Raw genomic sequence first — 13,139 nt, 5'->3', positions numbered from 1 at the left:
CCGTCAGCCAGCCTTCGCTGTAACGGCGAACTCCGACATTTTCGCTTCGCTCTCGGCCTCAAACGCCTCCTTGGAAATATGGGGCAACAAGAGGCTTGATGCCGTGAAGGCAAGGATCTCAATAACAAATATGACGGCATAGGCCAACATGTGGTTACCGGAAAGGGTATAGACCACATCGCGGATCACACCGGCGCCGGAATGACCGATAAAGATGGCAAGGCTCTGGGCGGTGCCCCAGAGGCCGATATAGATGCCGCTGCGACCCGCTGTCATGTTCATCATCATCGAGATGTTGGAAACACTTGCCGCACCGAGGCCCATACCGGTCACGACAAGACCGATTCGAAGCAGTGACTGGTCGTGCATGAAACCTGCGGCAATGATGACAGCGAATCCGATAGCACTGAACGTATTACCGAAATAGGCACCCCGCTTGAACCCTATCCGTGAAAGCAGAAAGCCGGTAACAAGCATGAAAATAAGCTGGGTACCGCCCATCATCGGTTTGAACAGCTTGGTCGTTTCTGAAACCGGCATCCCGAAAACTTCCGCACCAAAAGGATCCATAACAACTTCGTTGGCAAAGAGCGCAAAGATGGAGATGAAAATGTAGAAGGCGAACTGCAGCGTCCTTGGAGACGAGGAGAGCAGGCGCACCGACTGGAAAAAGCTGATGCTGTGCTTCCCTTTGCCCTGAGCAGCTTCCGCATTGCGGTTTTCTACACCGAGAACGGCCACAAGCCCGAAACAGAGTGTGATGAGACCGCCGATTTCAGCCACCTGCGTCAGCCGCTCAGGAGTAAAAACCTTCAGATAATTGCCGATGTTCCAGTTCGAAATGATAGCAGTCAGAACCATGAGGGTCCAGCTCGCTCCGGTTATCTTGCCGATATGCTCTTCAGGCACAACATCAGCAATCAGTGCGTAATATGCCGTGGTCGCAACCTGCAGACCGAAACCGAACAGAAGGAAAATGAAGGCGAGCTTCCACAGACCGATATCGGTCAGGAGAGCTGGCAGCATCTCCGAAAATGCTGTACCGCCTATCTTCACTTCATAGGCCGCTGCAGGTGAAAGCACAAAGGCAACAACGCAGCTCAAAAGCCCAAGAAGAATATACGGTGTCCTGTGATAACCGAAAATGCTGAATCGGTCCGACAAGTTGCCGATCCATACCTTGACGCCGAAAATGGCCAGAAGCTCCTTAAGGCTTATAAGCCCCAGCGCGATAGTTGCCGGCAGCAACAGCTCCTTGATCATGACCCGGTTCAGGATATCCTGAATGAAGCCGAGCATGAGGCCGAAACCCATCTGGAACATACAAAGACGTACCAGATTGAATGTCTTCACGATCTTCATAAAACAGCGCTAATGATTTCGGAAATACCGGCCAGCTTGCACTCAGCAGGAACGAATGGCACGCAATATAACAAAAAAGCCGGATGATTACTGACGCAGGTGATCGTCCGTTCCCTCCGCAAGCAGAGCGGCAAGACCGGTCAACCTTTGCGAAGAACGTTTGTTGCCGACAGCCATCGAAATTGCTTTCGGATCTCCGATAAGCATCACCAGTTTTTTCGCCCGTGTCACGGCTGTATAGATCAGGTTTCGCTCAAGCAGCGTATAGTGCTGCATGGAGAGCGGTATCACCACCGCCGGGTACTCCGACCCCTGACTCTTGTGGATCGTGATGGCATAGGCAAGAGCAATTTCATCAAGCGAGCCAGACTCATAGAGCACCTCCCGGCCATCATAGAGGACCCGAATCGTGCTCTCCTCTTCGTCCACAACCGCAATACGCCCGATATCGCCGTTAAAAACCTCCTTGTCGTAGTTGTTGACCACCTGAATCACCTTGTCCCCCTCGGCATACGTGGTTCCAAAACGCACAATTTTTCTGACAGCGCCGGGATTCAGCCGTTCCTGCAGCAGCGAATTCAGCGCTACCGTACCAAGCGGCCCCTTGTTCATGGGGGTCAGCACCTGAATATCCTGCAGCGGATCCATGCCGAATCGCCCGGGGATACGTTCAGCCACCACCAGCAGAAGCCTGCGCTGAATATCCGCCGTGCTTTCTGACGGCACCACATAAAAGTCAGAAAGCTCAGCGCCTGCCGTTGAGTCAGGAGGAGAAACCACAAACTCCCCGCGATTAATCCGGTGAGCATTGACAATGATCAAGGAGCTCTCAGCCTGACGAAAAATTTCTGTCAATCGCACCACAGGGAGTACGCCCGAATTGATCATATCGGCAAGCACAAACCCAGGGCCAACCGGAGGAAGCTGATCAACGTCACCCGCAAAAATAAGGGCTGAACGCCGGGAAACAGCCGCCAGCAAACGGTTCATCAACACCACATCAATCATGGAGGCTTCATCAACAATCACCAGATCAGCTTCCAGCGGATAAGAACTTCCCCGTCTGAATTCGCGAGCAAAGGGATCGAATTCAAGCAGCCGGTGAATGGTTTTCGCCTCCATTCCGGTAGATTCAGCAAGCCGTTTGGCCGCCCTGCCCGTTGGAGCGCAAAGCACAAACTTCAGCTTTCCGCTATCAAGAATCTTCAAAATGGTATTAATGATCGTCGTCTTGCCCACCCCCGGCCCGCCGGTAATAACCATGAACTTGCTTGAGAGCGCAAGAGCAACCGCGTTACGTTGTGATTCCGAAAGCTCAAGAGCAGAAAGCTTCTCCGCTTCAGGGATAACCGTTGCCGGATCAAGCGTTCCCCAGGGAAGCGCACCCTGCATAATCCGGCTGATACTTTTGGCAACTCCCCTCTCAGCTTTATACAGCGACGCGAGGTAATAACTCTTTTCTCCCTCCTCCTCAACGGCGACAATGGTGCCGATAGAGAGCTCCTGCCGGAGAGCATCTTCAAGCACCGGCTCAGGAATATCGAGAAGCTTCCTGCAGGCCGCAAGCAGCATTAGCTCCGGAACCCGGCAATGCCCCTCAAGCGAAAGCTCCTGAAGCGCATAACTGATACCTGCACGCGCCCTCAGCGGAGAGTCAGAAGTCATGCCAAGATTCCGGGCAATCTGGTCGGCTGTCCGAAAACCAATTCCCGGAATATCAAGGATGAGGCGGTATGGATTGGCACTCACCACCGCCACAGCCTCATCACCATAAACACGAAAAATCCGGACAATTCGCGACGTGCTCACCCCGTGAGAGTGAAGAAAGAGCATGATTTTCTTAATCGCCTTCTGCTCCGCCCAGCCAGCAACAATCTGCTGTAACTTTTTTTTACCAACACCGGGAAGCCCAAGCAGTTGTTCAGGATGATCTTCAATAACCGTAAAAACCTCCATTCCATAAGTCCGCACAAGCACTTTTGCCAGACGGTGCCCAACTCCCTTGACCATGCCGGAGGAGAGATATTTTGTGATTCCCTCAAGCGTATCGGGAGGAACAACTACGAGATGCGTCGCCTTAAACTGTAAACCCCAGCTCTTGTCGTTATGCCAGCAACCAACCGCCTCAATATGCTGGCCCATTGTGACGGAAGCAACATAACCCACAACGGTCACCGCATCACTCTCCCCTTTTCTACTGAGGCGCAAAACGCTGAACCCCGACAATTCGCTGAAAAAGCTCACCTTTTCAACAATACCGGTAATGCGCTTCTCACCGGGAGAGAGGGTGGAACTCGCATTCATGAAATGACTTTCAAGTATTCATTCTTTCGCAGACGAAGCCACGGCATGAGAGCGAATACCAGAAGTAAGACAAGATAGACCGAACCGGATACCTTGTCCCGACTGGCGATGTACGCAACCAGCGTTTGCTCCTGCAGGAGTGTGGCAAGACCCAGTTCCGCGAAGACGGAAAGAGCAAGCGCAAGAAAACCGACCAGCAACGACGTCCCTGCCTGATTGATTTCCGGAAAGCGCCGCAAAATATAGCCTGCAGAGTAGAAGATGACAAAGGCCATGATCGGCATTTCCGCCAGCTCCGCCCAACGCTCGCCAAGACGAGGCACAAGGAACGGTACCCGAAAGGAACCAAGCACAAAGCCCGTACCAAGCACGAATGCGAAATAGAGAAACCCGGCACGAATGATTTTTTGCATGGTACAGTTACCGATGTATCTGATTGCGAAACCTGACATTGTTAACCATCTAAAAACTCATTGGTCACGCACGACTGATCAGGAATTTATGGGCCATACAGGTGATGGTTTGCGGGCCCAGACCCAGGCAATAAAGTCCGTCATCGGCGGATCAATACCAAGTTCACGAAGCCGGGAACTCACCTGCCCCCGGTGGTAAGAGCTGTGGGCGGTTACCTGAAGGAGCGTCTGGCCGAGCGAGGGATTGGCAATTTCAAAACCAAGATTGTCGCTCACTTGCTTTGACCAAGGCAAGTGCACAACACGGTCCAGATCATCGGCAGAAAGAGTATTCTGAAATTCCTGAATCTCCCTATGAAGTGATTTGGCGAAACCGGACAGTTCATGTGCGTTGAATGAGTCAGTTATATGCGGGTTGATAGGCTGATTTAGCCAGACATCAAAAAAGACTTTCTGAACCAGATGAATATGGCGGAGCCTCTTCAACAGGACTTCGTCCTCCTCCGCTTGCGGTTTTCCGAGAATCGCCAAAAACACAACAGCGTCGGCCCATTCCATATGGCGTACAAGCTCTTCAATTATTGCGGTTGAATCCATGACGATTCTCTCCGTTTGTTTTCACCATAACTGAATCATTTGTCAGTCTGAAACACAATATCATCCAGCGTTACGTTCAGCGCTTTGGCGACAGCCAATAACACCTCCGTAGTTCCGGTGCGTTTACTGGTTTCAATTTGAGAGAGATATGGCGTACTTATTCCAACAGTTTCCGCCAATTGCTGTTGAGTCAATCCGCGATATTCGCGCCATACTTTGATTGGATTTTCACCATCCAATAAAGCAAAAGTAACTTCACCGGGAATAAGCTCTTCTTTGCCTTGATCAATGGCCGTTTTGACAGAATCATAATCGCGTATATCCTGCAACATTTCCGCGTCATCAGTAAGTTGCACGTATAGGTCATACGGCAATACGGCCCATTCCGGCTTGCCATCGCGTTCGATTACTTGTACAGGTGCGTTCATCGGTAGACCTCTCCGCGTTGCGCTATTTTCAAGACCAAGACCACTAATTTATCATTTTGGATTTCGTAGATCACTCTCCAATCCCCTATTCGTAACCGATAGCCAGAACGGTTTTGCAGCTTTTTCGCATTTGCAATTGGTGCATAGGAATCAGCCGCTAATTGCTCCAATTTCTGACATACCTGTACTGCCGTGCTCCCGGGTAGTCGTAAGAGTGCTTTTTGAGCTTCTTTGGTGAAAATTATTTTATACACGTCAATATATTAGCATAATGCAAATAAAACACCAAGGAAAAAAGAGCGCTTAAATAGGTTTCAGGAAGTTCATGCCCCCAGAAACACAATGTCATCCGGCAGATCACTCAACCGGAGGCCGCCATCATCAGTGACGGCAAAGGTATTTTCGATGCCGATCACCCCTTTGCCGGGGATGACAAACTTGGGTTCGACCGCAATCACCTGTCCTGCCTGCAAGGGCATGGTAAAGCCTTTGGCAAGCACAGGCAGCTCATCGAGTTCGAGGCCCACACCGTGACCAACAAATTTCGCCTGCTCTCCCGGCATACCCATAAAGCAGGAGCCAAGTCCAGCTTTTTCGGCCATTGCTGCGGCGGCAAAAAAGAGCTCTTCGCAGATAGCGCCGGGTTTCATGCCCCGACGTACCAGCTCCTGGATCTCGATTGCAACATCAAAAGCCCGCTGCAGTTCCGCGTCAAGCGTTCCGATAACAAACATGCGGGTCATATCAGAGATATATCCATTGAACACCCCTCCGAAATCAAGAAGAATCGGCTGGTTGACCCTGATTTCATCGCAGGAAGCCCCGTGCGGCGAAGCACTCGACAACCCTTTTCCCGTCACCGGGCCGTCAAAAAATCCGCCGTTTAACCCTCCGGAGGAAACAGCCAGACCAAAGAAAAGCTCTTGATTGAAAGCACGCATCCGCACATAGCCCTCATGGCCTGCCTTGCGGAGGCGGTATTCCATTTCTGCCGACAGATCAAGCTCCCGCATCCCCGCTTTGAGAAACTGCGGCACCTCGGCAAAAACCGACGCAAGCTTGCCCGCGCTCAACCGGAGCTGCTCAAGCTCAAAAGGTGACTTGACCGAACGGAGTTCACGCAGCATCATGGAGATATCCACAAACGTTCGCCCCGGAAGCGCCCGACTGTAAAAAAGATGCTGCTGAACCGGAATGGCGTCAAAGGTCATGCCGATAGTGGATAGATCCTCACTGAAGACGGAGGCAAATTCCTTGCTTGAAGGAAAAGGGCGAATTGCCGCAATTGGGCTCTCATCCATTGCACGTGAAAGACTTTTACGTACCAGGAGCAAGGGTTCACCTTCAGCCGGAATCCAGAGTATGGCATTCTGGCGTGTACCGGCAAAATAGTAAACGTCAATCGGCATGATGAAAAGGGCTGCATGAATATCCTTGCTCCGGAGCATTACCTGCAACCGGAATACCCGCTCTTGTGATTCGGTTTTTGTCAGCATAGTTTATTCTTCAAGTGCATTGGCAAAATGGGGATGCTCTTTATTGCCAATAATATACCGTTTCGCAGCAAGCTGGCGAAAGGAATCTCATCTGGCATCTTCCCGGGATGAGTCAAAGCCCCTCTTCAAGGCTAAAACCGGAAAAGGGGCTGACACAGAGCGGAAAAGGTCATGCTTTGAATTCGCCGGTGTCGATCCACTCATTTTTAAGCAGCGACCACCAGTCAACAGCCAATCCTTTCAGGACATATTCATAGGGTAACCAGCCATAACCGTTGTCGCCCCAGCCTTTTCCCCAGGAGTTTCTGATGAGCAGGGCGCCTTTGGTTTCCACCCCCTTGGGATTGGTATTCTTGATTTTTATGGTGTCATCATAACCAACAGCATCAACAGCATGTCCACCAGCAATTTTTTCTCCAGAAGTCGGAAACGGTATTTTTCCGGTTTTGGCAGCCTGCGATATCGAGTTAAAAACAGTAAAACCAAACATCAAAGGAATACCTGCCGACAAATTTGCCTTGATCTGTGTCAGCAATACATCTTTGGCTACCCCTATCGGATCAAGACGGTAATAGCTTATAGCCTGGAAGTTCTGGGCAAAGGCATAACAGAACGCCGACGGTTCTTTGTCGTAATCAGCAACCACATAGGGCAGATACTCTTCCGGTGGCAAACCAAAAAGAACCATAGCGCCCATGGTTGAGCGAAGAAATGCTCCGGTATCTCCCGTCCAGTGCAGAAGGTTCCTCGTGCTCTTGTAAAGAAAAAGGCGGGATGCATCAATATGTTTTCCAAATGCCCGTCTTTCAAAATACTCGACAATCCCAATTCCTGCGTGTGCCGTGCATGAACCAATTGATTCCTGGTTTTCAATCGGAGAGCACCATTGCCGTAGATCGACAGAAGCTGGCACTGAAAGTTTCGCTGGCTTGGCAACCCCCGATTTTGCAAGCATGGCTTTTATGGAATCTTCTTGCCCATACAGCCTGAGAGATGATGAAATTTGATTGTGATCTGCCGTATAATCCCTGAAATCAGGATAATCCGGCAACCACCCCATTCCCGATACTTCCAAAAATTGGTCCATAGATCCTCCAGTTTTTCTTAATGTTACTGACTGATTTTTAAAACTCTTCTCCCTGTTTCTCCGACCGGCAGCGCTTCTCCGTCAAACCTTCGATGTTCAACTTTTTGGCCATTCCACACTCTTCCACTTACTTGCACCGCACTTGTTTATCTCATTGTTTCTATCGTGTGATCGTAAAAAAGAGTCACAAGAAGAGAATTTACACGTATTCAACAAATAACGTAACAGCGCCAGACAAATAAAACCTCTTTTTTACCACCTTCTCCGTCAAACGAAATGGTTGCCCACACCCTCAAGCCATAACGAAGCAGGGTAAACATTGACACCCCTCATATTGTCAATTGTCCATTGTTTTCCCTACCTTGTGTTCAGCATTATCAACATCAATCCATGTGTGGAATGAGACGACCCATCATCCGAAAAATCCTCACGGTGGCAGGAATCCTTCTGCTTCTTGCCGAAATCTCCGCCTGCCAGCAGAAGAACGACAAGATCCGCAAGGAGCAGATTGTTATCGGCGTTTCGGCTGACTTCGACTACCTCAATCCCCTGCTCATCCAGCTCTCCATGTCACGAGAGGTGTGCTCGCTGCTCTATCCTTCGCTGGTCAAGCCCTCCTACGATGAAAAAAAGGGGGCGATAACCTTTCGGCCCAATACGGCCAAAAGCTGGGAGTTTTCCGGTGACGGAAAAAAAGCAACCTTCAATTTACGCAGCGATGCCGTTTGGGAAGACGGAAAAAAGGTGACCTCGCATGATTTCAAGTACTCCTATGCCCTCTACAAGAACCCCAAAATAGCCAGTTCACGGCAGCACTACCTCAACGACCTGCTGCTGCTTCCCGATGGAACGGCTGATATCGAACGCGCTGTTGAAACCCCCGACGATTCCACGCTTGTACTCCATTTCAGCAAAGCGATGGCAGAGGAAATTGTGCTCGACCATTTCAATGATTTAATGCCGGTAGCGGAGCATCTCTTCAAAGCATACTCACCAGACGATATCCGATCAAAAGCTGCTGAAATACCGGTAGTGAGCGCGGGGCCCTTCAAGGTTAAAGAGTGGGCACGCCAATCGAAGCTGGAACTTGTCACCAACCCCACTTCACATCTTCCCCGGCCTGCAACCATAAAAAACATGGTTTTTCTGGTTGTACCTGAATACACCACCCGTCTGGCCATGCTGAAATCAGGACAGATCGATGCTATGATTTCGGCAGGAGGAATCAACCCCAAAGATATCAGGGAGCTGGTAAAAAGCTCACCCTCAATTGTCATCAAGCCCGTCAAAAACCGTTATTTCGACAGTATCGTCTGGCTTAACATCGACGGAGAGAGCTGGCGCAACAGTCACAAAGTGGTGCCGAACGCCCTCTTTGGCGACAAAGTGGTGCGCCAGGCGCTTACACTTGCCATTGATCGGCAGTCCATTATCGATGGCTTCATGGGGCCGGAGCACGCCACCATCGTCAACACATCGCTTTCACCAGCCTACCGAGAAATTGCTGACACCTCTCTTGACCCATACGGTTACAACCCTCAGAAAGCGACCGCTCTCTTGCGCTCCGCCGGATGGGCACCAGGCCCCGACGGTATCCTGCAGAAAAATGGCAAAAAATTCTCCTTTGAGCTTGCAGCACCGGTCGGCAACCCACGGCGCAACTATGCAGCAACCATTGTTCAGCAAAACCTCCGGGAAATCGGCATTGAGTGCCACCTGAAATTTGACGAAAGCCTTATTTTCAACAAAAACCAGAACGAGTTCCGCTACGATGCCGCCCTTTCAGGCATGGCTGCAGAAACACTCCCTTTCCAGCTTATTATCTGGGGCTCTGACTTTGCCCATCGACCATTCAACTCTTCCGCCTTTCAGAACAGGGAACTTGACACCATTATCGGAGAGCTGAGCCGTCCCCTGCCCTCTGTACGCAGCCTTGCACTCTGGAAAAGCTATCAGAAAATTCTGCACGATGAACAGCCCAGAAGCTTCCTCTACTACTACGATGAGCTTGAAGGAATAAACAACCGGGTCAAAAACACCAATATCAACCTTATCGCCACGCTCTACAACGCATGGGAGTGGAGCGTGCAATAAAAAGAGAGTTCGGCACTGTTTGCCGCCAGTGCCGTTTTTTACTATATTCAACTACTTTTTTCCAAAGCAGTTAAAGAATTTCCGCCACCATCAGTGAACTCATTGTTTTATGCCTCGTTACACACCTGAACAACTGGAACGAAGAAATGCATCCGTCTGGACAAAAGTACAGGGAATCCTTGCACCTATCCAGTTCGTCATGTTTCTTGCCGGCCTTACGGTCACCTGGCTCTACCAATCCCACAACGGGATCGACAACTTCGCATGGATCACCTTTTTTGTCACCCTGAAAACCCTCATGCTTGTCCTGATTTTTGTGACAGGAGGTTTTTTTGAGCTGGAGGTTTTTGGCCAATTTGCCTTTGTTCATGAATTCTTCTGGGAGGATTTCGGCAGCGCCATCGCCATGGTGGTGCATCTGTCCTACTTTATCCTCTTCTTTATGGGGCTCGATGAAAGCACGCTTATCTGGACTGCGCTGCTTGCCTATCTCAGTTATCTTGTCAATGCGGCACAATTTGTCATCCGTCTGCTTCTTGAAAAGCACAACGAAAAAAAGCTCAAACAGCGCCAGGCTGCCTGATCACCCAAAATCATTATGAAAGCAAAAGCCATTGTCTTCAGCGGTGTACGCCAGATTGAACTCTGTGAGGTGACCCTGAAATCCCTCTCTTCCACTGATGTGCTGGTTGAAACATGGTGGTCGTCAATCAGCACCGGCACGGAAAAAATGGCCTATAATGGCCTGATTCCCTCCTGGCCCTTCATCTTTCCCTTTATTCCGGGATATGAAACGGTCGGAAAAATTATTCAGGCGGGCGACCATGTCAACCAAAGTCTGATCGGAAAATTCGCCTATGTAGCCGGCTCATTCGGCTATGAAGGAGTCAATGCTGCTTTCGGTGGAGCTTCGGAATATATCGCCTGCCCGGTCGAGAGCATAACCGTACTCGACAACATCGAAAATCCAAAGTGCGGCATCGCCCTCCCGCTTGGCGCAACCGCCCTGCACATTGTTGACCTGGCTCAGGTTGAAAACAAAAAGGTGCTGGTACTTGGTCAGGGAGCGGTAGGCATTCTTGCCGCTGAACTGGCAAAGCTTATGGGTGCCAAACTGGTGGCGGCAACCGAACCCAACAAAAAGAGGTTGCAGCTCTCATCGGCTGACCTGAAAGTTAATCCTGAAACAGAAGATGTTGCCGCTGCCCTTGCCGGACATGAGTTCGACGTTCTGATCGACAGTACCGGCATCATGAGCGCCATCGATACCGGCCTCCGCTTTCTGAAGTTTCAGGGAACCGTGATCTTTGGAGGCTATTACCAGCGAATCAACATCGACTACTCACAGGCCTTTCAGAAAGAGCTCTCCTTCATTGCTGCCAAACAGTGGGCCAAAGGCGATCTTGAGCGGGTACGAGAGCTGATTGCTCAGCAAAAACTCAATGCGGCAAGAATTTTCACCCATCAACATACCGTTGAAGAGGATATCACGGAAGCCTATCTGCAGGCATTCACCAATCCTGACTGCATGAAAATGATTCTGCTCTGGAAAACCGGAACACAACAGGAGGAGGCAGGATGCCCAATCACCGCAAAATCATAAACACGGCAGGATGGCAGCAAGAACCATAGCGATATACGGTAAAGGCGGTATAGGCAAAAGCTTTACAACCACAAACCTCAGTGCCACCTTTGCCCTGATGAACCAGCGGGTGCTCCAGCTCGGCTGCGACCCCAAGCACGACTCAACCACCTCCCTCTTCGGAGGCATCTCGCTGCCCACCGTAACTGACATCTTCGCCGAAAAAAACGCACAGAACGAGCAGCTCTCCATCAGCGATATCGTCTTCCGCCGCGACGTTCCGGACTTTCCCCAACCCATTTACGGCATCGAACTTGGCGGCCCCCAGGTTGGCCGGGGATGCGGCGGCAGGGGCATCATCTCAGGATTTGACGTGCTCGAAAAACTCGGAATCTTCAAGTGGGATATCGACATCATCCTGATGGACTTTCTTGGCGACGTCGTCTGCGGAGGATTTGCCACTCCCCTCGCCCGCTCACTCAGTGAAGAGGTCATTCTGGTCACCAACAACGACCGGCAATCCATCTTTACCGCCAACAACATCTGCCAGGCCAACAACTACTTCAGAACCATCGGCGGACAATCGCGCCTGCTCGGCCTCATCATCAACCGCGATGACGGCAGCGGCGTTGCCGAACGATATGCCGAGGCCGCAGGCATCACGGTACTCATGAAAGTGCCCTACAACGCCGACGCCCGCGACAAAGACGACAGCTTCGACTTCGCCATCCGCCTGCCCGAAATCCGGGAAAAATTTCACAAGCTCGCGCAGGACATTGTTGCCGACCGCATCACCCCCTGCGAAGCCGTCGGCCTCGACTTCATGGGCTTTGTCCGCCTCTTCGGCGAGGTCAGTAATGATGCGCCGCAACCGGCAACCGCTGATGAGCTTTTCGGGAGAAAGGCAAGCGATTCCGGCAATCAAACCGTTGCGGCAAAAAGCTCCCTCGAAAGTGACGACCTGAAAATGGCGCGTTGCATAGAAAAGCTCACCCCGGAACAGCAGGAGGTCTACCGGATGGTGGAGCTGGAAAAGAGAGCTATCGGCGAGATTGCCGAACTGACACAGCGCGAGGAGTCAGCGATTCGGGAGTTGCTTGCAAGTGCGCGGAAAGAGCTGACAAGGCTTTTCTTCGAGAACTAACAGCAACATAACTGCGGAATCAGGGTAGCTATACTTCATGGAATAAACATGTTGCGGTCAGGAGTCGCCATAATGACGCGAGCCGAGATCACAAAAACCGTTACCATACTTTCAGTGATTTCGTACACAATCCGATGCTGTTTGTTTACTCTTCTCGACCAGCAACCCGACAAACTTCCCTTCAATGCTTCTGGTTTACCAGTGCCTGTTTTCGGGTGAAGAGCCAACTCACTGAAAATATGGTCAAGTTTTCGAAGAATCGATTTGTCTCCGATTTTTTGCCAATATCCCGAGCTTCTTCAGAGACGACTACAGAATACTCTCCCATATGTTGTTGGGATCAGTTATTATTGTGACTCTCCCTTCCTTGATCTCTTTTCTGCCACGCTCAATTGCTTCGATGACCTTTGGATTGGCAAAATAGCTGTCCATATCGCTTGCTGTTTTTGCCAGTGATGATTTTGTCTTGTTTTTCTGCTTTAAAAATTCCGCAAAATCCAAGACCTCATGAAGCATTGGTTCCGGAAGCTCTTTAACCGCCTTGTATATTTTCTCTGCTGTTGTCATCAGCTCTCCTTGATCTAAATGCAAAATTCTTTCTGCAATTTAACGAATTTTACTGCCTGGTAGAG

The 13,139-nt window shown here is 50.5% G+C and carries 14 protein-coding genes; 4 read left to right on the top strand and 10 right to left on the bottom strand.

What is annotated here, in order from left to right:
• Nucleotides 1–3 precede the first annotated feature (3 nt).
• The 8 genes from PPHA_RS04905 to PPHA_RS04870 all read right to left on the bottom strand — a co-directional run bounded on the left by PPHA_RS04905 (nt 4) and on the right by PPHA_RS04870 (nt 7,687).
• The gene (locus PPHA_RS04905; RefSeq protein ID WP_041526697.1) at nt 4–1,353 is read right to left on the bottom strand and encodes a BCD family MFS transporter; all 1,350 of its coding nucleotides are present in this window, start codon (nt 1,351–1,353) and stop codon (nt 4–6) included.
• A gap of 96 nt (nt 1,354–1,449) precedes the next feature.
• Nucleotides 1,450–3,666 (bottom strand): SF1B family DNA helicase RecD2, encoded by a 2,217-nt coding sequence (gene recD2, locus PPHA_RS04900; protein WP_012507767.1) that lies wholly within the window; start codon nt 3,664–3,666, stop codon nt 1,450–1,452.
• Complete coding sequence (locus PPHA_RS04895) at nt 3,663–4,079, bottom strand: hypothetical protein (RefSeq protein ID WP_041526696.1); 417 nt, start codon at nt 4,077–4,079, stop codon at nt 3,663–3,665. Before PPHA_RS04895 ends, recD2 begins: the two co-directional genes overlap by 4 nt.
• Nucleotides 4,080–4,157: 78 nt before the next feature.
• Nucleotides 4,158–4,676 carry a DinB family protein gene (locus PPHA_RS04890; protein WP_012507765.1) on the bottom strand — a complete coding sequence of 173 codons (519 nt, stop codon included), beginning with the start codon at nt 4,674–4,676 and terminating at the stop codon, nt 4,158–4,160.
• A gap of 35 nt (nt 4,677–4,711) precedes the next feature.
• Nucleotides 4,712–5,104, bottom strand: a complete 393-nt coding sequence (locus tag PPHA_RS04885; RefSeq protein WP_012507764.1) for a helix-turn-helix domain-containing protein — start codon at nt 5,102–5,104, stop codon at nt 4,712–4,714.
• Complete coding sequence (locus PPHA_RS16725) at nt 5,101–5,358, bottom strand: type II toxin-antitoxin system RelE family toxin (RefSeq protein ID WP_012507763.1); 258 nt, start codon at nt 5,356–5,358, stop codon at nt 5,101–5,103. Before PPHA_RS16725 ends, PPHA_RS04885 begins: the two co-directional genes overlap by 4 nt.
• Nucleotides 5,359–5,427: 69 nt before the next feature.
• Nucleotides 5,428–6,600 (bottom strand): M24 family metallopeptidase, encoded by a 1,173-nt coding sequence (locus tag PPHA_RS04875; protein ID WP_012507762.1) that lies wholly within the window; start codon nt 6,598–6,600, stop codon nt 5,428–5,430.
• Nucleotides 6,601–6,769: 169 nt separating this feature from the next.
• The gene (locus tag PPHA_RS04870; protein WP_012507761.1) at nt 6,770–7,687 is read right to left on the bottom strand and encodes a C1 family peptidase; all 918 of its coding nucleotides are present in this window, start codon (nt 7,685–7,687) and stop codon (nt 6,770–6,772) included.
• A gap of 399 nt (nt 7,688–8,086) precedes the next feature.
• Between PPHA_RS04870 and PPHA_RS04865 the strand changes: the two genes are divergently transcribed.
• From PPHA_RS04865 to PPHA_RS04850, 4 genes are all read left to right on the top strand, one after another.
• The gene (locus tag PPHA_RS04865) at nt 8,087–9,781 is read left to right on the top strand and encodes an ABC transporter substrate-binding protein (protein WP_041526433.1); all 1,695 of its coding nucleotides are present in this window, start codon (nt 8,087–8,089) and stop codon (nt 9,779–9,781) included.
• A gap of 109 nt (nt 9,782–9,890) precedes the next feature.
• Nucleotides 9,891–10,364: a 2-vinyl bacteriochlorophyllide hydratase gene (gene bchF, locus PPHA_RS04860; RefSeq protein WP_012507759.1), complete on the top strand. Its 474-nt coding sequence runs from the start codon at nt 9,891–9,893 to the stop codon at nt 10,362–10,364.
• Between the two features lie 15 nt (nt 10,365–10,379).
• Nucleotides 10,380–11,384, top strand: coding sequence for a chlorophyll synthesis pathway protein BchC (gene bchC, locus PPHA_RS04855; RefSeq protein WP_012507758.1), 1,005 nt, complete (start codon nt 10,380–10,382; stop codon nt 11,382–11,384).
• Between the two features lie 10 nt (nt 11,385–11,394).
• Complete coding sequence (locus PPHA_RS04850) at nt 11,395–12,507, top strand: chlorophyllide a reductase iron protein subunit X (protein WP_012507757.1); 1,113 nt, start codon at nt 11,395–11,397, stop codon at nt 12,505–12,507.
• 35 nt (nt 12,508–12,542) lie between these two features.
• Here PPHA_RS04850 and PPHA_RS15015 read toward each other — a convergent pair whose 3' ends face one another.
• The gene (locus PPHA_RS15015; protein ID WP_263053223.1) at nt 12,543–12,734 is read right to left on the bottom strand and encodes a Txe/YoeB family addiction module toxin; all 192 of its coding nucleotides are present in this window, start codon (nt 12,732–12,734) and stop codon (nt 12,543–12,545) included.
• A gap of 82 nt (nt 12,735–12,816) precedes the next feature.
• Complete coding sequence (locus PPHA_RS04845; protein WP_012507756.1) at nt 12,817–13,074, bottom strand: DUF2281 domain-containing protein; 258 nt, start codon at nt 13,072–13,074, stop codon at nt 12,817–12,819.
• Between the last annotated feature and the right edge of the window lie 65 nt (nt 13,075–13,139).

This window comes from Pelodictyon phaeoclathratiforme BU-1, from assembly GCF_000020645.1.
Lineage (GTDB): Bacteria > Bacteroidota > Chlorobiia > Chlorobiales > Chlorobiaceae > Chlorobium > Chlorobium phaeoclathratiforme.
The sequence above is the reverse complement of the archived record's forward strand: the minus strand, read 5'-3'. Positions and strand labels throughout refer to the sequence as shown.

Excerpts from the sequence above, each read along its gene's own strand:
- PPHA_RS04870 (WP_012507761.1), bottom strand. The coding sequence starts at position 7,687 with ATGGACCAATTTTTGGAAGTATCGGGAATGGGGTGGTTGCCGGATTAT.
- bchF (WP_012507759.1), top strand. The coding sequence starts at position 9,891 with ATGCCTCGTTACACACCTGAACAACTGGAACGAAGAAATGCATCCGTC.
- PPHA_RS04845 (WP_012507756.1), bottom strand. The coding sequence starts at position 13,074 with ATGACAACAGCAGAGAAAATATACAAGGCGGTTAAAGAGCTTCCGGAA.
- PPHA_RS04850 (WP_012507757.1), top strand. The coding sequence starts at position 11,395 with ATGGCAGCAAGAACCATAGCGATATACGGTAAAGGCGGTATAGGCAAA.
- bchC (WP_012507758.1), top strand. The coding sequence starts at position 10,380 with ATGAAAGCAAAAGCCATTGTCTTCAGCGGTGTACGCCAGATTGAACTC.
- PPHA_RS04865 (WP_041526433.1), top strand. The coding sequence starts at position 8,087 with ATGAGACGACCCATCATCCGAAAAATCCTCACGGTGGCAGGAATCCTT.
- PPHA_RS04890 (WP_012507765.1), bottom strand. The coding sequence starts at position 4,676 with ATGGATTCAACCGCAATAATTGAAGAGCTTGTACGCCATATGGAATGG.
- PPHA_RS04875 (WP_012507762.1), bottom strand. The coding sequence starts at position 6,600 with ATGCTGACAAAAACCGAATCACAAGAGCGGGTATTCCGGTTGCAGGTA.
- PPHA_RS04895 (WP_041526696.1), bottom strand. The coding sequence starts at position 4,079 with ATGCAAAAAATCATTCGTGCCGGGTTTCTCTATTTCGCATTCGTGCTT.
- recD2 (WP_012507767.1), bottom strand. The coding sequence starts at position 3,666 with ATGAATGCGAGTTCCACCCTCTCTCCCGGTGAGAAGCGCATTACCGGT.
- PPHA_RS04885 (WP_012507764.1), bottom strand. The coding sequence starts at position 5,104 with ATGAACGCACCTGTACAAGTAATCGAACGCGATGGCAAGCCGGAATGG.